General features: G+C 63.0%; 21 protein-coding genes. 11 read left to right on the forward strand and 10 right to left on the reverse strand.

From position 1 onward, the window contains the following. Positions 1–30: 30 nt before the first annotated feature. Positions 31–330, reverse strand: a complete 300-nt coding sequence (locus GS429_RS04540; RefSeq protein ID WP_160063149.1) for a DUF6432 family protein — start codon at positions 328–330, stop codon at positions 31–33. 186 nt (positions 331–516) lie between these two features. On the opposite strand from GS429_RS04540, the gene GS429_RS04545 reads away from it, so the two are divergent. Beyond that, positions 517–1,590 (forward strand): DUF7093 family protein, encoded by a 1,074-nt coding sequence (locus GS429_RS04545; protein ID WP_160063151.1) that lies wholly within the window; start codon positions 517–519, stop codon positions 1,588–1,590. Between the two features lie 280 nt (positions 1,591–1,870). After that, complete coding sequence (locus tag GS429_RS04550; RefSeq protein ID WP_160063153.1) at positions 1,871–2,260, forward strand: DUF5611 family protein; 390 nt, start codon at positions 1,871–1,873, stop codon at positions 2,258–2,260. A gap of 307 nt (positions 2,261–2,567) precedes the next feature. Here GS429_RS04550 and GS429_RS04555 read toward each other — a convergent pair whose 3' ends face one another. After that, a complete protein-coding gene (locus tag GS429_RS04555; RefSeq protein ID WP_328821240.1) occupies positions 2,568–3,032 on the reverse strand; it encodes a hypothetical protein in 465 nt (154 codons plus the stop codon). Between the two features lie 85 nt (positions 3,033–3,117). Here GS429_RS04555 and GS429_RS21725 point away from each other — a divergent pair, with 85 nt between their 5' ends. Then, on the forward strand, positions 3,118–3,288 hold the full coding sequence (locus GS429_RS21725) for a hypothetical protein (protein WP_201293954.1): 171 nt from the start codon (positions 3,118–3,120) through the stop codon (positions 3,286–3,288). 84 nt (positions 3,289–3,372) lie between these two features. On the opposite strand, the gene GS429_RS04560 is transcribed toward GS429_RS21725, so the two are convergent. After that, a complete protein-coding gene (locus GS429_RS04560; RefSeq protein WP_160063155.1) occupies positions 3,373–4,893 on the reverse strand; it encodes a heme-binding protein in 1,521 nt (506 codons plus the stop codon). 120 nt (positions 4,894–5,013) lie between these two features. Here GS429_RS04560 and GS429_RS04565 point away from each other — a divergent pair, with 120 nt between their 5' ends. After that, positions 5,014–5,556 carry a PadR family transcriptional regulator gene (locus GS429_RS04565; RefSeq protein WP_160063157.1) on the forward strand — a complete coding sequence of 181 codons (543 nt, stop codon included), beginning with the start codon at positions 5,014–5,016 and terminating at the stop codon, positions 5,554–5,556. A 104-nt stretch (positions 5,557–5,660) separates the two neighbouring features. Here GS429_RS04565 and GS429_RS04570 read toward each other — a convergent pair whose 3' ends face one another. The 3 genes from GS429_RS04570 to pyrH all read right to left on the reverse strand — a co-directional run bounded on the left by GS429_RS04570 (position 5,661) and on the right by pyrH (position 9,987). Beyond that, positions 5,661–7,484 (reverse strand): site-2 protease family protein, encoded by a 1,824-nt coding sequence (locus GS429_RS04570; RefSeq protein ID WP_160063159.1) that lies wholly within the window; start codon positions 7,482–7,484, stop codon positions 5,661–5,663. Between the two features lie 83 nt (positions 7,485–7,567). Then, positions 7,568–9,265: a lysine--tRNA ligase gene (lysS, locus tag GS429_RS04575; RefSeq protein WP_160063161.1), complete on the reverse strand. Its 1,698-nt coding sequence runs from the start codon at positions 9,263–9,265 to the stop codon at positions 7,568–7,570. Continuing rightward, positions 9,262–9,987: a UMP kinase gene (gene pyrH, locus GS429_RS04580; protein ID WP_160063163.1), complete on the reverse strand. Its 726-nt coding sequence runs from the start codon at positions 9,985–9,987 to the stop codon at positions 9,262–9,264. Before pyrH ends, lysS begins: the two co-directional genes overlap by 4 nt. Positions 9,988–10,137: 150 nt before the next feature. On the opposite strand from pyrH, the gene GS429_RS04585 reads away from it, so the two are divergent. From GS429_RS04585 to GS429_RS04595, 3 genes are all read left to right on the forward strand, one after another. After that, the gene (locus GS429_RS04585; RefSeq protein WP_160063165.1) at positions 10,138–10,962 is read left to right on the forward strand and encodes a molybdopterin synthase; all 825 of its coding nucleotides are present in this window, start codon (positions 10,138–10,140) and stop codon (positions 10,960–10,962) included. Between the two features lie 250 nt (positions 10,963–11,212). Further along, positions 11,213–11,458, forward strand: a complete 246-nt coding sequence (locus tag GS429_RS04590) for a DUF7123 family protein (protein WP_160063167.1) — start codon at positions 11,213–11,215, stop codon at positions 11,456–11,458. Between the two features lie 273 nt (positions 11,459–11,731). Further along, positions 11,732–12,895, forward strand: coding sequence for a site-2 protease family protein (locus GS429_RS04595; RefSeq protein ID WP_160063169.1), 1,164 nt, complete (start codon positions 11,732–11,734; stop codon positions 12,893–12,895). A gap of 47 nt (positions 12,896–12,942) precedes the next feature. Here GS429_RS04595 and thiL read toward each other — a convergent pair whose 3' ends face one another. Continuing rightward, positions 12,943–13,926 carry a thiamine-phosphate kinase gene (thiL, locus tag GS429_RS04600; protein WP_160063171.1) on the reverse strand — a complete coding sequence of 328 codons (984 nt, stop codon included), beginning with the start codon at positions 13,924–13,926 and terminating at the stop codon, positions 12,943–12,945. 158 nt (positions 13,927–14,084) lie between these two features. Between thiL and GS429_RS04605 the strand changes: the two genes are divergently transcribed. The 3 genes from GS429_RS04605 (at position 14,085) to GS429_RS04615 (ending at position 15,583) form a co-directional block, all read left to right on the forward strand. Beyond that, a complete protein-coding gene (locus GS429_RS04605) occupies positions 14,085–14,540 on the forward strand; it encodes a 30S ribosomal protein S19e (protein ID WP_160063173.1) in 456 nt (151 codons plus the stop codon). Positions 14,541–14,645: 105 nt separating this feature from the next. Further along, entirely contained in the window at positions 14,646–14,993 is a 348-nt protein-coding gene (locus GS429_RS04610) for a DNA-binding protein (protein ID WP_160063175.1), read from the forward strand. Next, entirely contained in the window at positions 14,993–15,583 is a 591-nt protein-coding gene (locus GS429_RS04615) for a DUF7411 family protein (protein ID WP_160063177.1), read from the forward strand. The genes GS429_RS04610 and GS429_RS04615 overlap by 1 nt, the downstream gene beginning before the upstream one ends. A gap of 57 nt (positions 15,584–15,640) precedes the next feature. On the opposite strand, the gene GS429_RS04620 is transcribed toward GS429_RS04615, so the two are convergent. Then, on the reverse strand, positions 15,641–16,090 hold the full coding sequence (locus GS429_RS04620; RefSeq protein WP_328821246.1) for a type IV pilin domain-containing protein: 450 nt from the start codon (positions 16,088–16,090) through the stop codon (positions 15,641–15,643). A gap of 185 nt (positions 16,091–16,275) precedes the next feature. Then, positions 16,276–17,535, reverse strand: a complete 1,260-nt coding sequence (locus GS429_RS04625; RefSeq protein ID WP_160063179.1) for a DUF7096 domain-containing protein — start codon at positions 17,533–17,535, stop codon at positions 16,276–16,278. Between the two features lie 226 nt (positions 17,536–17,761). Between GS429_RS04625 and GS429_RS04630 the strand changes: the two genes are divergently transcribed. Beyond that, on the forward strand, positions 17,762–19,099 hold the full coding sequence (locus GS429_RS04630) for a helix-turn-helix transcriptional regulator (protein WP_328821241.1): 1,338 nt from the start codon (positions 17,762–17,764) through the stop codon (positions 19,097–19,099). Between the two features lie 93 nt (positions 19,100–19,192). Here the strand turns inward: GS429_RS04630 and GS429_RS04635 are convergent, their stop codons facing one another. Continuing rightward, positions 19,193–19,348, reverse strand: coding sequence for a rubrerythrin-like domain-containing protein (locus GS429_RS04635; protein WP_160063183.1), 156 nt, complete (start codon positions 19,346–19,348; stop codon positions 19,193–19,195). Positions 19,349–19,711: the final 363 nt, after the last annotated feature.

Raw genomic sequence — 19,711 nt, forward strand, 5'->3', positions numbered from 1 at the left:
CTCGGGCCTGAGCCTATCAGGCGTTTCGATTCAAAAAGGCAACCGCTCGCGCAGCCACTCGCCGATCGACTGTTCGTTGGTCTCTTCGTTCGGTACGTCGGGAATGACCCGGTCGGCGGGCTTGATAACGGTCTCGCTGGTTTCGGACTCGACGACGATCAGGTCGTCTTCTTTCAGCGTCGAGAGGGCCTCCTCGAGTTCGTCGATATCGGCTTCGACGGCTGCGCGAAGCTCGAAGATACCCATTCCGTCGTCGGCACGATCGACGAGCGCGTCGAGTACCGCTACCTCCGTCGATTGCCGGTCCCGGTACTCCCGCTTTGCTCTCATCCACCTCCGTCTTCAACGACCGGGGATTTGACGTTTGTCGTTCGCTCGGCGAGAGTCGAGATGAAACCGGCCCGTTCGAGAATCGAGCGAGCGACGTCTCCCCGTCCGGGAAAGGTCAACACCCCGACACGGACGCGGTCCGAGAGGCAGTACGTTTTTTATGCCGTGACTGGGTACGGTGGGACAATGGTCCTGCGATGTTCGCTGCTCGGGCACGACTACGGCGAGTCCGAAGTCGAACGCGAGCGCGAAGAACGGGGCAGCGAAGTCGTCCTCACCGTCCAGGAGTACGAAGAGTGTGTCCGCTGTGGCGATCGTAACGTCATCAGCGAGAACACCGAAGTGACGAGTCTCTCCGCCGAGACGGACGGCGACTCGCTCCCCAACGAGTCCGACCCCGAGCCCGATACGACTGACACGGCCGACGCTGATACCCCTGACATCAGCGCCGCCGAACCAACCCCCGAGGCGGCCGGCGAAGCTGATACCGACGCCGGCGCCGACGGTGACGCCGATGACGCCGATGACGCCGAATTCATCGACGCCGACGACGGTGACGACGACGCGGAATTTATCGACGACGATGTCGACGAATCGACGCCCGCGACGGGCGATACCAAGTCGGTCGAGTCCACCGGCGACCTCGACGTCCCGACCGACGACACCGGCGAACCGGTAACCGACGACGGCGAAATCCTCGATGACGACGAGACGGGCCGCGACCGTGACCGCGAACACGGGGAGTGGCCCGAATCGGAAGACGTCGGCCCACCCGTCGGTGCGAAAAACGACCCGGCCAAATGGCCGGACGACGACGAACCCGCCAGTGACGAGGCGGACACGGCCGACGACACCCCACTGACAGCCGACCCCGAGCAAGACGACGCCGAAGTCACGGACGACGCAGTCGTCCTCGAGGACAACATCGGATCCGATGAAACGGGGGAATCGACGGCCGCTGCCGACGCCAGATCGGTCACCACGCAGCCGCCGAACCCGGCCGATGGTCGAGACGAACGCCGGGACGAGGCTACTGCTGAGTCCGCCGCCTCTCAAACCGACTCCGGTACCGGTATCAAACGGGCGAGTACGGCACCCTCGCCCGGTGAGAGCGGCGGGACGCCGAGCGAGGACGTCCCCTCCGAGTTCTACTGCCCGCAGTGTGAGTTCGTCGCCGCCGGCAATCGCGGTTCGCTTCGCGCTGGCGATATCTGCCCCGAATGCCGAAAGGGGTATCTCGGCGAACGAGAACGGCGATAGCCTGACGGACCCGGCCGGTTTTCCGCTGCTCTGTAACTCTGTAACTCTGTAACCGAGTCGCCGTCCGTTCGCCGGTCGTCGCGGTCACCGCCGCTCCAATCGGTCACCCAGTTTCGCCTCCTCGCAGACGCTCCATTCACGCGGCCCCTGTCGGCCGCGCCGATCAACGAGCGCCCCGACACGTTCGACGGCCTGGCCACGCATCCCTCGAGCCGTCTATCGGTCGCACCCAACGTCGGCTATGAAAAGAGGTAAACAGTCCGCCGTGTATCTCCAATCCATGAAGGAGTACAAGATGCGTCGCGGTGAATATCTCGAAGAGCGAATCCCCGATATGGAAGCGACAGTCGTGGACTACTTCGGTCCCGTCACCGACACCGAGGAGTACAAGGGAAGCGACCTCTACGTGATCGGTGAACCCGACAACCCGGTCTTCGAGAAGGTCGTCGTCGGAACCGTCGAGTACTCCGGCAAGAAGGACAAACTGGGCGTCGAATTTTACGAGCGCGATCCGACCGAACTCGGTCCCGACGAACTCGAGGCCGCCGCCGACGCGGTCGACGCGAAAAACGACTTCCTGCTCGAGGCAACCGGTCGAGACGCCAAATCCCGTCGAGACTCGATGAAGCGGAAGGTCGAAGACGATCCGGATCACGAGTTTGACGACTGACCGGTTCCGGTAACTCTGCTGTGCCCTACGTTCGCGCTCGGGAGCGACGGCATTCGTTCGGTTTCGAGAGCGCGATAGGACTGAACAGTGTGTGGTGTGGAACTAGACGGTGCTGTTACCGGTATCGCTTCCGGCCCCGGTCCGGGTCGCGTTCTCGGTTTCAGTTCCGATTGCTGCACGACGAGTCTCGATTCCGATCTCGACCTCGAGATCGAAAGCGACGAGCGCAGCCGGTCCAGTTCGGTGCCGAGCTACAGTAGCCACTGAAAGTGTTTCAAGAAGGGGATTAAATAAAGAAACCGTACTACTAACTACTGTCACTATAGTTCTCGTATCGCTCGTGAACGGAGACCAGCCCCGCACCGGTGCTGCGAAACACGATATCAGCGATATCGCCGACTTCGACTTCGTTGAAATCCTCTCGGACGAGCGTGGTTCGCCGACAGTCGCCGGTTTCCGGTTCACAGCCTCGTATTCTGAACTCGACCGCCTCGAACTCGCCTCTGAGGCGGTCGGCGACCGATTCGGAGATGGCGATCGGCTCCCCGTCGTCGATACTGTCGGCGAGCACTTCGTGGATCTCGTCCCGATAGGACGGCCCCGCCTCTGTATCGTGTTCTCTCACGGCGGCGTAGATCGGTTCGTCGTCGTCCCAGGGGTGGAGCCGGACGTACTTCTGGGTGATTTCGACGCGATCAGCGAGGCCGAGCTGCGCCGCACAGCCCGCGAGAGCGATCGACGGCAACACAGCGAGGAAGGCACGTCGGTTCACTACGTCGGTGGTTTGTGGACGAGCGTCGTGTACTTTTCGCCGACTATCGAAACGGCTATTATCAAACCGTGAAAAGCGCCGAATGATGGATATTGCCGCGTTTCTCCTCGCGACGCTGGTCGCCCACATCGGCTTCGCGGTCTTCGTCGTGGGCCACGCCCGCCTGACGGACACCGACGCCGGAAACTGGCCCTACATCACACTCGCGCTGGGACTCGCGGGTCTCGCCGGCTACTTCTTCTACGACGAACGTTAGTGGACACACCTGCCGGTCCCGGCCGTGTCACATCCCCTGGAAACCGAGAAAACGGCCGCCAGCGACGGGTCGATCCGCGATCGATCAGGCGAGGAAGACGTGTCGCGGCCGGTCAGCCAGGATATCGCGGCCGAACTCGACGGTTTCCGAGAACGCGTCGCTTCGGAAGAACTCCATGGCGTCCTCTCGAGCGTCCCAGCGGCTGGCGATGAACATATCGTTCTCGTCCTCACGGTTGATCAGCAGGTCGGTCTTGCGGTGGCCGTCCATGTCGGCGAGGAGACCGGCGACGTCGCCGAAGGTATTGACGAAGTCCTCCCGGTGGTCGGGTTCGACGGTGTAGAACATCCCCATCGTTCCCCAGGAATCGCCGTCGCCGCCGTCGTCACCCGCCTGCCGGACGATTTCGGGAAGCTCCGAGAGGAAGCCGGCTGCCGTATCCGCGGCACGTTTGGTCTCCCAGAGGCTGACGATCGCGTTTTCGGCGTCTTCGCCACCGACTTCGCTCGCCTCGTACACCGCGGTTTTCAGGTGCGTATCGTAGTGGTCGAAGTTCGTTCGCAGGCCGTCGACCTCGTCGAACAACTCGTCGGAATCGGCCGCGGAGTAGAGCACGACTGCGTGGACGTCCTCGCCGTGTGGCTGGCCGGCATAGACGCCGATATCCTCGAGTTCATCGCGGACGTCGTCCCCGCCGGCACCGGGCGGGCCGCCTGAATCATCGGTGCCCCCGTGCTCGTGACCGTGGCCGTCGGCCCCGTTTGCATCACCGTGATGTCCCTCCGCGTGCGGGTGGCCGCCGTCGTCGTCCGTCTCCTCCGCCGGAACGGCCTCACCGGCCATGTACGCGTGGAGGTCCGACGGCGCGAACCGCCGTCCGACGTAGAACCGACCGAACTCGGCGTACTTCGAGGTCGACGGGTCGAAACGCATCTCGGCGAGCAGATTCTTGATGTTCGCGGGGTCGTCCGCGAACAGCGAAACGCTCCACTCGTAGTCGTCGAAGCCGATGCTTCCGGCCGTGATCTGGCTGACCTTGCCGCCGTAGCTGCGGCCGATGTCGCCGTGTGAGCTCATGTGCTCCGAGCGTTGCTCGAACGGCAGGTCGTACCAGTTCTGCTCCGGCTGGCGGCGCTTTTCCATCGGATAGAAGTTGACGTACTCGGCGTCGGGAATCTGCGGGTAGAGTTTCTGCTCGAGATACCGAGAGAGGCCGGCGTTTTCGACCTCCTCGTCGTCCTCGAAGTAGGCGTCGCTCACGTAGTCGGAGACCTCCGCGACCGACACGTACGAGTCGGTCTGCTCGGCGAACTCGGCGAACGCCGTCTGGTTGAAGCGTCGCTCGAGCTGTTCGACGTCGGCCATCGTCGGCCGGATGTGCATGATAAGCAGGTCGGTCTCGTGGCCGAGCATGGCGAACGTCCCCGAATCGCCGTCCGCCGCGTCCGCGACTCGCTCGCAGTCAGTGAGGAACGCCACACCCTCCTCGAGCGCCCGTTCGCGGACGTGATCGGGGGCATCCCGCCACGCATCCCAGTCGATCGTTCGGAAGTCGTGCAGGATATACCAGCCCTCTTTCGTTCGCGGTGGTGTCCGTCGTTCCATAGCCGACCGTTGGGACGCGACCGATAAGAAGGAACTGTTCTCGGCTGTCCGTCCGTGGCCCCGACTCGAGGTTGCTGGGGACCGAAATCCTTTACGTACGCCCGCTTAAACGGGGTTCACATGCGGAAAAGTGGGCCACCGAAAGGACTCATCGCCTATCTCGTTCTCGAGCTACTCGAAGAGAAACCGCGGTATGGCTACGAAATTTTAAAGGAGATTCGCGAGATCAGCGGCGGTCACTGGGAGCCTTCTTACGGCTCCGTCTATCCAATCTTGTACAAGTTCGAGGAGAAGGGCTGGGCCGAACGAATCGAACGCGAGGACGAACCCGATCGGAAGTACTTCGAACTCACCGACGACGGCTACGACGAACTCACGACTCGTCGCGAAAATTGCACCGAGAATGCGCGGGAGTTCGCCGACGTTATTCTGGGTTTTTTCCACGTCTACGCCGCGTTTTCAACCGACGAACGGTTCGAGATTCCCGAGATAGCGGGCGAGTGGCAGTTCGACGAGACGTTCAGCGCGTGGATCGTCGAACAGGTGGTTCGCCATCACGAGCACTATTTCGACAGCGAATTCGAGCGCATCGAGGCGACGCCGGCGGAGTTTTACGACCGACACGATGTCGACGACGTCGGTGGCGACGCGGACGACGAATAGGGTCCCGGCCCACCGTTTTGACGTATCGTCCTCGCGTATCAACGTTCGGACGAGGGTCGACTTTTCTCTCTCTGAGACGGAATCGCGGCCGATAGTAGGCGAAACTAGAGCAGGAAGGGCAGGAACAGCATCACGAGGAAGCTGATGAGCATCGTCAGCCCGATCGTCGTCGTGACCGTCCGGACGTGGCCGCGGTTCGTTTCGAACGGCAGCCGCGAGACGACCGCCTCGGTGCTCGTCCGGAGGATATGGCCGCCGTCGAGCGGGAACGCCGGAATGCAGTTGAAAAAGCCCAGTTGGACGTTGATCCAGCCGGTCCAGAACAGGATGTTCGCGAGGATGAAGACGGTGCTATCACCGAGTGCCGCAAGCGAGCCCTGCACTTCGTAGAAGTTCTCGACACCGCCGGTGAAGCCGGCGAAGTTGAACGGTAGTAGCCCGATAACGCCGATAACTGGCAGCAGGATCGACAGACCGATCTTGCCGAAGAAGGAGTCGGTCACCGCGCCGTAACTCCCCCCGTCACCGCCGAGAATGGCCAGGTACTCTTCGGCGGGATACAGTTGGACGCCGATATCGCTCACTTCGAAGCCGGACGTACCGGGATTACCGAAGATACCGAGGAAGCCGGAATCCTGTCGCGGGTGATCGTCGAGCGTTACGTCGTACTCCTCGCGTTCGTCGCCGAAGTAGCCAGCGACGGTAACCTCCTGGCCGGCATCGGTCTCCTGTAGCAGCGACTCGAGATCACTATAGGTCTGCGTTCGTTCACCGTCGAAGGACGTGATCACGAACGTCTCGTCGGTCGGGCCAGTCGCCGCCTCGAGCGGCCCGTCTTCCGTGACGTCGACGGCGGCACCGATCGACGCCTCGCGCTCGAACTGGTCCCCGTTGCGTTCGATCGTCAGCGTGACGCGTTCGTCGCCGCCGACGGCCTCGAAGAAGCCGCGTTCGGTCGCGATCGACTGATCGTTGACCGAGATGATCCTGTCACCGACGTCCAGCCCCGCGGGGCCGTTCGCCATCGTCGCGGTCACGAGCAGCGATCGCTCGACTGCCGTGGTTTCCTCGCCGTTGAGTTCGAGTTCGACCTGCTCTCCGTCCGCGGCCTCGAGACGGTCGGCGAGGTCGCCGTTGGTCTCGACCGTCGCGCCGTTGACGGCGGTAATGCGGTCGTTGGGTTCGATATCAGCGTTTGCGGCGGGCGAGTTGGGTGCAATACCGCCGACCGCAGCCCCCGAGGCGACGCCGATCGAGCCGACGATCGGTCCGAAAAGCAGTGCGAAGACGATGATCGTCACGGCGAAGTTGTTGGTCACGCCGGCAGCGAACATCCGCGTTTGGCCGCCTCGAGAGGCGTTCTTGCTGCTTTCCTGATCGGGCTCGACGAACGCGCCAAACGGAATAATCGCGAGCATGGCGACGCCCATCGAGTTGATGCCGATATCCTCGACGCGACAGAGGAGGCCGTGGCCGCCCTCGTGGACGACCAGTCCGACGAGGAGGCCGACGACGATACCGGGCGTCGCGGATAGCGGAAGAAAGTCGTTAACGCCGGGGAACGGCACGACGTTGCGAGGTTGCTGGACGCCCCCGGAGGGTTGTGGTGACGAAATCGCGGAGATCGCCGCGAGGAGAAGAACCACGAACATCGTAACCATCACGACGATGGCGATGCCGACGCCGAGGTTCGCCCACGCTCGCCAGAACCGCTTTGGCTTCGAGAGGCGGTCGAGGAACTCCCGACCGCGTTTCGTGTGGAACGTAAGAATCGGGCCCTGCGTCCCGACGTACTCCGGTAAGAGATCCGCGCGGCGAAGTGCAATAATCCCGAACCAGTAGACGAGTAGGCCGATAACAGCCCACGTAAGCGTCTCCGAGCCGTAGAGTTCGGGAACCGAGACGACAGCGGGAGAGCCGTAATCCATCGATCGTATTTCCGGGGGGCGTTCTCAAAGGGCTTTTGTCTATCCTGCCGACCGAACGGCGGGTTCAGTACCGCCGTTCTCGCTCATCGTTCACGACGCAGTCGGGCGACGACGAACTCGCGATCGACCTTCGCGAGGAACGACCCGAGCTTCGGGCCCTGCTCCTCGTCGAAGAAAAGCCGGTAGCCCGCACTGAAGAAGTCACCGACGTCGATGTCGTGACGCCGTGCCGTTTCGTAGATCTCGCTCTGAATCTCCTCGGGCTCGTGACCCGCTTCGATGAACGCCGCGAGTTCGTCGAGGGCATCCTCGGTCGCCGCGTCGAACTCGTGGTCCGGAATCTCGGTTCGCTTGAGTTCGTAGTCGAACTCGTTTTCGGTCCGCCGCGCCCAGTTGCGGGCCTGTTCGACGCGCTCGAGTGCACCCTCGACCGCCCACTCGGGGGCGTCCTCGGGAATATGGCCCTCGCGCCGGGCGATTTCCTCGCGCAGATCGGGGTCGTCGGTCATGCCGAGAACGGCGGCGAAGGTGTAGGGCAGTCGAACCCGCTCGGCTTTCGGCTCGCCCACGACGAGCGGGTAGACTCGTTTCGCGAAGGCCGTCTCGTCCTCGCTGGCCTCGATCTCGTCGAAGTAGATCGCCTCGAGGCGGTCGAACTCGTCGACCAACTGGTCTAAGCGTTCAATGCTGAAGTCCCGGGCCTTCGCGGGATCTTTTGCGAAGAAATAGCGCAGGACTTCGGGCTCTAACAGTTCGAGCACGTCCGAGACGAGGATGACGTTTCCTTCCGAGGAGGAAAACGGCTCGCCCTCGAGGGTGAACCACTCGTAGACCATCGGAACGGGCGGCTCGTTGTCGAAGACGTTGCGCGCGACGTCCTGGCCGCTGGGCCAGGAGCCTTCGGCGTGGTCCTTGCCGAAGGGCTCGAAGTCGACGCCGAGTACCTGCCACTGGGCGGGCCACTCGAAGCGCCAGGGCATCTTCCCCTCGCGCAGGGTCGCGGTGCCCTCGTGACCGCAGCCGTCGATCGTCTGGTCGCCGGCGTCCATATCGGTACATCTGTAGTCGACGGTTCCCGCTTCGCCGGTGTCTAAATCGACGCCGGTCACCGTTTCCGTGATCTTCCCACACGCCTCACAGATCGGATTGAACGGAACGTAGTCCGCGTCGACCTTGTCCTGGTACTCGGCGAGCACCTCGCGTGCGCGATCTCGGTTTTCGAGGACGAAGCGGGTGACGTCCTCGAGGTCGCCGTTCTCGTACAGTTCCGTGTTCGAGAGCAGTTCGATCGGGACGTCGACGGCGTCTGCGCTGTCCTGAATGATCGTGGAGAAGTGATCGCCGTAAGAATCACAGCAGCCGAAGGGGTCCGGAATGTCCGTGTACGGTGCGCCGAGGTTTCGGCCGAGCGCGCCCGCGTCGACCTCGCCGAGATCGACGAGGTTCCCCTCGAGATCACAGAGCGTCCGCGGCAGTCCTCGCAGCGGATCGCGGTCGTCCGCGGTAAAGACCTGCCGGACCTCGTGACCGCGATCGCGAAGAACTTCGGCGACGTAGTAGCCCCGCATGATCTCGTTGACGTTTCCCAGGTGGGGCACGCCCGACGGGGAGATACCGCCCTTGACGACGATCGGTTCGTCGGGGTCGCGGGCCTCCACTCGATCCGCGACGGTGTCCGCCCAGAAGGCGTGACGAGCGTCGTCGCCGTCCTCACGCTGGAGCGTGTAGGGACTGACGGTGCCGTCGTCTGCGTCGGCGTCTCCGTCGTGTTCGGTACTCATTGCTCGTCGTCGGCCCAGTAGGTCGGTTCCTCGCCGACGCCCGCCGGAATGACGTCGGTGCCGTCGTGGTCACCGTGGCGAACGGCACGCGAGATTCGGTCCGGATCGGTGCCGTCGAGGACGATCGTTCGCATCCCCGAGCGCTGGATGATCTTCGCCGCCAGCAGATCGACGGGTGCCGAGGCACCGGCGTTCATCTCGAGGCCGGCGATGACGTCGACGAGTTCGGTCGCGCTGAGTTCGTCGTATTTCGTCGCGTCGGCCGCTTCGTTGGGATCGTCGCTGTAGACGCCGGGGACGCTCGTCGCGTAGACGAGCAGGTCGGCGTCGACGTACTCCGCGAGGGCCGCGCCGACGGCGTCGGTCGTCTGGGCCGGCGCGACGCCGCCCATGACCGATATTCCGCCGCGCCGGAGCGCCTCGCGGGCGTCCTCGTAGTCCGCGGCCGGCGCGGTGACGGAATCCTCGCCCAGTGCGGCGATCAACAGCCGTGCGTTGAGCCGGGTGACGTCGATACCCAGCTGATCGAGTTCGATCTCGTTTGCCCCCAGATCGCGAGCGGCGCTGATGTACTCACGAGCGACGCCGCCGCCCCCGACGACGGCACCGACGCGACAGCCGTCCGCGACGAGGTCTTCGACGACGGCCGCGTGTTCGGCAACCCGATCCGCACCGGGCTCGGGGACGAGCACGCTTCCGCCGATAGAGACGACCACTTTCATGCTAACCCGGTGTAACCGGGTTGCTATCTTAAGGGTTGCCAACTGGCCGGCAGCGCGCGTGTCATATCCCAACACGAAGTGGTCCGCCAGCACCGGCTCTCTGCCTCCGGCGTCGATAGCTACAAAGCCCGACGTCGCCATGTTCATAGTATGCACGTACTCGGTATCCTCGACCGCGGCGCGGGCGGCGACGCACTCGAGCGGGTCGTCGACCGCACCGTCGATCGACTCGCACAGGAGGGACGCGTCGGCGTCATCAGATACGACGCGACGATCGCGGACGGCATGCACGCACACGAACCGACGGCCGTCGGCGGGGACGTCATCTACGACCTTGGCGCGGACGGCGACTGGGCCGCCTCCGGGACGGGAATGACCGTCGGAGATGCCCTCGACCAGTTGGCGGTCAACTGCGACTATGCGGTCGTCGTCGGCATCGAAGCCCTTCGCCACCCGAAACTCGTCGTCGGTTCGACCGATCTCGAGGACGACGTCATCGCGGCCGTCAAGGCGTCCGGCGATCTCGATGTCGACGCGGTCGCGACCGCGCTTGCGGACACCGAACCACACGTCACCCTCGAGGCGCTGGTCGAGCGGGTAAAGCGGTCACCGAACGCCGATCAGGCCGGCGCGATCGCGACGTTCACTGGGCGCGTGCGGGCGAAAGACGACCCGGACGACTCGCGCACCCAATACCTCGAGTTCGAGAAGTACGAGGGTATCGCGGAGGAGCGTATGGCGGCCCTCGAGGCGGATCTCGAGGCCCGTGACGGCGTTCTCGAGGTCGAACTCGAACACCGCACCGGCGTCGTCGAAGACGGCGAGGATATCGTCTTCGTCGTCGTGCTCGCGGGGCACCGTACGGAGGCGTTTCGGACCGTCGAAGACGGAATCAACCGCCTGAAAGACGAGGTTCCGCTGTTCAAGAAAGAAGTGACAGTGGACGACGAGTTCTGGGTCCACGAACGATCGTAACGTATTGTATTCGGACACGTGTCGTTCAAAATTGATCAACCCTCGCGAGAAACGACTGTCTATCACACGTGAGAATCCTGGGCGCGATAATAGATTAGCAGCGGTTTTAAAACTTCTAATGCCATCTCGGCCCCCTAGAAACGATCTCATAAAGGGGTGTAAAATGTCTCTTACCCCCCAAATCGTTGAACACAAACGAAATGCCGCTAACCATCCACCCTTTATAACATATTCCCCCCACAAGCGGTTGATGTCGATGAGCACGACAGCCCAACCCTCCACGGAAAGCAAAGAACACCGCCTGAAACGCTACCTGCGTGAACGTGCAGAAGACGGCGAGCTGTACTTCAAAGGCAAGTTCATCGCAGACGACGTCGGAATGTCCCCCAAAGAAATCGGCGCGCTGATGGTCAAGCTCTCGGAGTCGGCGACCGACCTCGAGATCGAAAAGTGGTCGTACACGAGTGCGACGACCTGGCGCGTCGAGCCCGCCTGATCGCGGTCGTGTGCGCTGTGCCGCTCCTGAAACCCCACACGACGACGGATCTCCCACGATCCGCCTCTCTCCACCCACACCCCGCATGTCGGCGCGTTCCTGACGCCATCCGGCACGAGCCCTGACGAGTCCCCGCTCGTCCCTTGTCGCTTTTTCAGCGGTCAGTAACCTCGGTAGCCGCTGTTGTGGCAGGTACCGATCGTCGTTCGGACGCTCACAGCCGGAGCAGCCAACGGCAGGCGATTTATACGAAGCGGTACTGAATCACCGGTGATGGACGACGTCGATTCGGCCGGGTTCGGAACGGGACGAGCCGACGGTCGGTCTTTCGATGACGGACCGCCGCTCGAGCGAGTCGAGTCGGTGTTTACGATCTACGAGATCCGAACCGAGGGCGACCAGCTGCTGTACTACGGCGATCCGCGGGTACATCCCGAGCAGGCACTGCGCGAACTGTGGCCCGTCTTCAGACGGGCGGGGTACGAACTGCAGCTGACCACGCGCTACGGCGAGTACGTTCTCGTCGCCGAACCGGTCAGCGTCGGCATCGACGGCATCCCCTGGACGAATATCGTGTTGCTGCTGTCGACGGCGATCTCCACGTTGTTCGTCGGTGCGTTGTGGTGGTATCCGGGGCTCGACCCGGTCGCGAATCCGGTCGATATCGTCCACGCGTGGCCCTTCTCGCTCGCGATTCTCTCGGTACTCGGGGTCCACGAACTGGGACACTACGCGATGAGCCGCTATCACGAGGTCGACGCCTCGCTGCCGTACTTCATCCCTATCCCGACGATTATCGGAACGATGGGTGCGGTGATCAAACTGAAGGGACAGATGCCCGACCGCAAAGCCCTGTTCGATATCGGTGTCGCCGGCCCGCTGGCGGGACTGGTCGCGACGGTCGTCGTCGCCGTTGTCGGACTCCACATGCCGCCCGTGACCGTTCCGGAATCCCTCGTTCAGGAGGCCGAGAGCGGCGGGCTTCGCCTCGGAATCCCGCCGATGCTCGAGTTGCTCGCGACGGCAGTCGATCAGCCGATGTACACCGACGATCCGACGCGGAACATCAATCCGGTCGTCATCGGAGCCTGGGTCGGCATGTTCGTCACGTTTCTCAACCTGATCCCGGTCGGACAGCTCGACGGCGGCCACATCCTCCGGGCGATGACCGGCGAGTTCCACGAGACCATCAGCGCGCTCGTGCCGGCCGCCCTGTTCGCTCTCGCCGCGTACCTCTACTACGTCGGCGGCTACGGCGCGCAGACGGTGTTCATCTGGGTCTTCTGGGGCATCCTGGCTATCGTGCTGGCGTCGGCGGGTGCGGCAAGACCGGTAACCGACGAGCGGCTGGGAACGGGTCGACTCATCGTCGGCATCGTCACGTTCGGCCTCGGCTTGCTCTGCTTCATGCCGGTACCGATCGAAATTCTACAGTGAGAACGGACAACCGCCGTGGAACGGCGTGATCGCCGTCTCGCTCCTACTCAGTTACCATGCGTGTATCCGCGATCCGCAAGCGTCTCGCCGTCGAGGGTGATCCCGTCCTCGGCTGGCGTCACTGAACCGACGACCGAGAGATCGACGTCGATCTCCGTCCGAACCGTCTCGAGCGCCGCTTCCGGGAGCGTCACGACGAGCTCAAACTCCTCGCCGAAGGTGGTCGCGAGGTCGAGTAACTCCTCGCCGTCGGCCACGTCGCACAGCGCGTCGGCGATCGGAAGCCGTTCCGACTCGACCGAGAACCCGCAGTCGCTGGCTTCGGCGAGCTGGTGGAGCGACCGGGCGAGACCGTCGCTCGAGTCCATCATCGCCGTCGCGTGCGGCGCGAGCGTCCGGCCGGCCGCGACCCGCGGTTCGAACCGGAAGAGTTCGTTCGCGCGCTCGAGGGCGGTCCTGGTGTCGCCGGACGATTCGCTATCGCCGGCTGGTCGCCTGCGACCGCTGTCGCCGGACGATTCGCCGCGAGAGTCGGCGTCGCCGTCTCGGCCGTCATCGCCGCGCTCGAACAGTTCGATCGCGGCCGCGCTCCGACCGACCGTGCCGGTAACACAGACGAGATTGCCGGGCTGGGCACCGCTACGAGGGACGGGATCGTCCGTTCGGCCGACCGCCGTCGTCGTCACGGTGAACTCCTCGTGACCGTCGAGATCGCCCCCGACGTACTCGGCGTCGACGCGCTCGCAAACGTCGCTCGCTCCGCGCACGAACGCGAGAAGCTCCTCGCGATCGAATTCGGGGGCCGCGTACGCCGCGACGGTCGCGGTTGCGTCGGCGCCCATCGCGGCGACGTCGGAGAGCGAGGCGGCGACCGCTCGCCAACCTGCGGTGTAGCGGGTCGTTCCCGGCGGGAAATCCGTCCGCTCGTGGAGCATATCCGTCGTAATCACGAGGTCGTCGACGACGGCAGCATCGTCACCGACAGCCTCGAGTTCGCGCTCGAGGAGCGCCAGGGCGGCGCGTTCGTCCATACCGGCCGTTTCGCGTCCAGTACGAAAAGCGGTCCGGACCGTCCGTGACCGTCACGTTCCGCGAGCCGCGAAACCCGCGTTCCGTGTGTGCAGACGGCACACACCTACTGGACGGGACAACGATGGCCTTAAATGCCGCGGACGGAAACCACACGCCAATGGCTACGATGTACGACGTTCCGGCGGACGACCTCATCGAGGCGCTCGCCGACGATCTCGAGGAGCGACTCGACGAGCCCGACTGGGGCAAGTTCGTAAAGACCGGTGTCGACCGAGAGCTTCCGCCCGAACAGGAAGACTTCTGGGCGACCCGCGCCGCAAGTCTCCTGCGCAAGGTCGCCGACCGCGGCCCGATCGGCGTCGAACGACTCTCGACAGAGTACGGCGGCGCGAAGGACGGTTCGAACCGCTACCAGGTCGCTCCCGACAAGCGAACCGACGGCTCGAAGAACCTGATCCGTACCATCCTCCAGCAGCTCGAAGAGGAGGACCTCGTCGAAACCGCGGAGGGTGAAGGTCGCCGCATCACGCCTGCCGGCCGAAGCCTGCTCGACGACACTGCCGGTGCCGTCCTTGAGGAGCTCGACCGCCCGGAACTCGAACGCTACGCGTAGACGATCGAAACCAGTTTCCTGCCGAAACGACACTCGAGCGCCGCCAGTAGCATCGCCTGTCGTCCGTAATCATTTTCCGCCATGCGAACCAATACGTCGATAGCTATGAGTGGCTCACCTGACGAGGAAAAACTTGAGGAGCTCCGACAGAAGAAAATGGAGCAGTTACAGGAACAGGCCGGCCAACAGGGCGACGGCTCGCAGGAGGCGGCCCAGCAACAGGCCGAAGCCCAGAAGAAGGCCGTGTTGCGCCAACACCTGACCGACGATGCCCGCAAACGGCTCAACACCGTCAAGATGAGCAAACCCCAGTTCGGTGAGCAAGTCGAACGGCAGGTCGTCACGCTGGCCCGCAGCGGGCGCATCCAGGGCAAAATCGACGACGAAAAGATGAAACAACTCCTTCAGGAGCTGAAACCCGACTCACAGAGCTTCGACATCAAGCGTCGCTGATGGAGCTCGGAGTGCTCTACAGCGGCGGCAAGGACTCGACGCTCGCAGCCCTTCTCCTCGAGGAGTTCTACGACGTCACGCTCGTCACGGCCCAGTTCGGCATCAGTGACGACTGGAAACACGCCCGCGAGACCGCTACCGCCGCCGGCTTCGCGTTCGAGCGCCTCGAGCTGGATTCGGCCGTCGCCCGGGAGGCCGTCGACCAGATCCGTGACGACGGCTTTCCGCGCAACGGGATACAACAGATACACCAGCACGCCCTCGAGCGACTGGCGGAACAGGAGTTCGACGCGATCGCCGACGGTACGCGGCGTGACGACCGCGTCCCGACTATTTCGCGGGCGCAGGCCCAGAGCCTCGAGGATCGCCACGATGTCGATTACATCGCACCCCTGTCGGGCTTTGGCCGTACCGCCGTCGACCGGCTCGTCGAAGCGCGCCTCGAGGTGACCGTCGGACCGAGCGAGGAGATCGACCGAGCCGATTACGAGGCGGAACTCCGAGCCATCATTGCCGACGAAGACGGCCCCGAAGCCGTTTCGAAGCTGTTTCCGGATCACGAGCAGACGTACGTGACCGGCGTTCGGTAGGGCGACCTGATCCGATTTTCGATCGTACCTCCTCGACAGTTTCTCTCGTGTCGGCTTTCAGCGCGCCGTCGTCTCGAGCGCCGCCACGCGATAGCCGTCAACGGCGAGCGTAACGGTGACCGAATCACCCGCGTCGATCCCGGGATCGTTCGTTTCGGCAACGGTGAAACCGACCTGCTCTCCGACTCGCCACTCGGGGTCCGCCTCCGCGTTGAACGCGCCCCTCGGCGCTCCGTCGAATCCGGTCGCGCCGACGAACGGTACGGGCGGTTGTGCCGCCAACGGGTCGTCGTTTACCGCGACCGTCACGGACAGTTCCTCGACGTCGATCCGATCACCGGCGACGTGTTCGATGGTGATCTCTGAGGTCCCGCTATCGGCCGTCAGGTCGAACGCTGCAGTCGGGCCGCCGGACTCGAGTGTCAGCGTACTCGCACCGACGGCGACGATCGTCACGAGCAACACCGTGAGGACGATCAGTACGAGAACGCCGACGACCGGACTGATCGCTCGTCCGTCAGCGTCGACACGGCCGACAGTACCGTGAGCACAACTGGCGGTTTTGCTAGTCGGACAGCGACATCGAGGGCGCGGTGTACTCGAGCGACTGGACACACGCTACTCTGGGCCGCTCGTTCCGTGATAAAGGGTCGGACGGGTAGTCGGTATCGTCTATCGGTCGTCGGGCGACGTTAGTTACCCGTAATTGTCGCATTGACGGTTCCAGTGCTTGTCTCGGCTCGCAGTTCGTACTCGTCGTTCGGTGGAACGATCCACAGCGTCCCGTCGTCAGTGTGGCCGACGTCGACTCCGTCGATGGTGATCGTCGCGCCCACGGGTTCGTCCGTTGCCGTATCGTTTACCGTCACTGCCGCTGGTCCGTTTGCCGGCGTCTGTACGAGTTCGAGCTCGAGTTCGTCCTCGTCGTCGGTCCAGGTTTCGACGCTCTCTTCGGGGAGTGATTCCAGCGAGAGCTCCTGCTCCTCGCGGTAGACCTCGCCGGTTCCGCCGTCGAGGTGAATCTCGAGGTGGTTCTGATCTACCTCCATCGTCATCCGATAGAGGTTTTCGTTGCCGCTGTCGCGAAAGCCTGACCAGCCCTGGTCGATGCCTGCCCACGGATAGTGCTCCGCTGCGTGGTCCATCGTTTCGGAATGCGAACTGTCTTCGAACTGGTTCGGTGCCGTGCTCACCCGACGGTTATCGAATCGAACCGTCTCTCGCTCGTACATATCGCCGTCAATCATCGAGAGACTGTAGCCGTTCTCCGAGGTCTGAATCAGGAGCTCGGTCTGCTCGCTCGCTCCGCCGGATTGGCTCGCTTGTTCGAGCGTCGATCGAATCGACGTCTGGTGGTATTCGAGGATCGTTCTATCGGCTCGAGTCTGTTGACCGACGAGCGAGTAGCCGTCGATCTGATCCGCTCGATCATCGGTTAACACCAGCGCATCGTACAGCTTGGCCGCCTCGTTCTGGTTTCGCAACAGCGTCTGTATGAGTTCGGTGTCGGTGAGTTCGCCAGCGGCGTGGTCGCGAACCGCCTCACGCTCGCGCTCTTCTAACTGCTCGGTTCGATCTTTGATCTGGTTGTATGCCGCTCGGACCATCTCTTCTCGTTCGTCGGCCGAAGCGGTGGCGAACTCGCTGTCGATGAGCGTATACTGCTCGTGATCGACTCGCAGTTCGTCGTCTACGCTCGCGAGTGCGAGGCCGATGTCGGTGCCGTACTCGGTGTGTCCGGCTCGATCGGGTTCGAGCGGGAGACGATTTGTCGTTCCATCGGCCTCGGCTGGCGGTTGTTGAGCAGCGAGCTGGTGGAGGGGAAGGGAGGAGGTGGGGTCGTCGGCTCCCACGTCGTGGGACGTTGGCTCCGGTCCCGCCGCAATAACCGGCATCGCAAGAAGCGAGGAGACGAGGACCGCAGCGAGGAGGACGGGCGTCGTACGATTCATCGACCGACCGTATGGGCTCCTGATACAAAAGCTGGTCGCACCACTCGTGTAGATCTAAATCATCGCAAACAGGCGTGATAGACAAGTCTACAGTCGATGGTAACCGTTTATTTTCCGATGGAAAGGGTTTTTTCCCCGGGGAAACCACCGATTGGTACGCATGCGGTTATCCACCGCCATTACAATCGCCCTCACAATCCTCCTCGTAACGTCTACCGTGGGGGTGGTGGCAGCCACGCCGTCAGCGACGGGATCCGCGCCCGACGCTGGGCCGACGGTCGTTGGCGCTGACCAGTCCTCGCTCGAGTCGGCCTCGCTCTCCCCGACGCAAGCGCTCTCTACTGCGCCATCATCCTCCTCGCTCGTATCCACGCCCCCAGCATCGCTCTCTCAGGCCGGTACCGATCCGCCGACAGACGCCGATCCACGACAGGTATTCCGGATCGACATCGACGAAAGCGGAGATGCACACTGGACTATCGAGAGTCGCTTCGTTCTCCACGACGACGACGATATCGACGATTTCGAGCAGTTCGCCAGCGCCGTCACGGCCGGCGAACGCGACATCGCGATCAACCGTCAACTGTTCGAAGCCCACGCACACGATGCCGCAGATCGGACCGATCGTCACATGTCGATCGAAAACGCCGGCTGGGACGAGCCGCGCGTCAACCCGGTCGCGGAGGACGACGTTGTCGACGCCGAGACCATCGAAACCGACGACGGCGACGGTGAGACCGTCCACGTCGGCGTCATCACCTACTCGTTTACGTGGACCAACTTCGCGACCACCGAGAACGACCGAATCTACTTCGGCGATGCCTTTCAGACCGACACCGGCGTCTGGCTCACGTTAACCGACACGCAACGGCTTATTATCGAGCCGCCGGCGGACTACGCCCTCGAGACGCCGACCCAACTCGACTGGGACGGCCCCTACGAGTTCGGCGACGGCGAGCTCGACATCGTCTTCGTCCACAGCGGCGCGACTTCCGGCTTCGATATCTCGAGCTGGATGATCGCTGCCGTCTTCGCGCTCGTTTTGTTCGTTGGGATCGGCAGCTATCTCCTCGCACGGTGGAAACCGGAGATCGATCTGCCGCAGCCGGTCGATCAACTCGCCGAGCGTGTCTCCCAGCTCGGACGTACTGGTCTCGGGAACCGACTCCGTTCGCGCGGCGGTACTCGAGGCGAGCAGGAACACGACTCGTCGATGGCGACTGATACCAACGGTGGGTCGGTGCAACCGGGTGCCGGGCCGACAGCCGTTGGCAACACCGACGCTGCAGACGCCGCAGCCGGAACGCAACTCGAGTTCGAGGAGGAAGTCGACGAGGAGATCGATCCCGAACTGCTGAGCGACGAGGAACGGGTCCTCCGGTTGCTCAAACAAAACGGCGGGCGGATGAAGCAGGCCTCGATCGTTACGGAGACCGGCTGGTCGAACGCCAAAGTCTCGCAACTCCTCTCGCAGATGGACGACGACGACGATATCGAGAAGCTTCGGATCGGCCGTGAAAATCTCATCACGCTCCCCGAAGTCAATCCGGCCGAGTTCGACTGACGACGGTTTACCTGGTTGAGGGTGCCGTAGGCGGTTCACGGACGCTCTCTGTGGCTACCCGACAACGGTACGTACGGGGCGTTCAGCGAACACTCATTCAAGCGATTTTGCTCGGTTCTGGAACTCACCGCCACAGTCGGAGCATTCTCCGGGGTGGGTTTTGGCCGAAACGATCTTTCCACATTGCAGGCACTCGTACTCGGAGGCTATTTTCGACGTATCGCCTTCGATATCTTGGTCGTGAGGCATACTTCAGTCTTGGCGAGTCAGCCACAAGAACTCATCGTGAAATATCAGTGACGTATCTGCGGTGAGAGGGTCGTTCGTGTTCACCCCGAAATCTCCTTGCGCCCAACCGGTGATACCCGTCCCCTATCGGGGTCTGAATCCGTCTCGCGCAAAAATCTCGACCAAAAAGCCGCTCGCTCTCTCCGTTCGCTCGCGGGACAGTCGCTCAGGCCAGCGGCGTCCGTTCGACGACCTGACCGTCGTAACTCGGATACTGCGTCGCGACCTTTTTCCGCTCGAGTTCGTTCGCGAGGCTCACTCACTTCTCGCGCAAAAATCTCGACCAAAAAGCCGCTCGCTCTCTCCGTTCGCTCGCGGGACAGT

Source organism: Natronorubrum halalkaliphilum, from assembly GCF_009834785.1.
Classification (GTDB): Archaea; Halobacteriota; Halobacteria; order Halobacteriales; family Natrialbaceae; genus Natronorubrum; species Natronorubrum halalkaliphilum.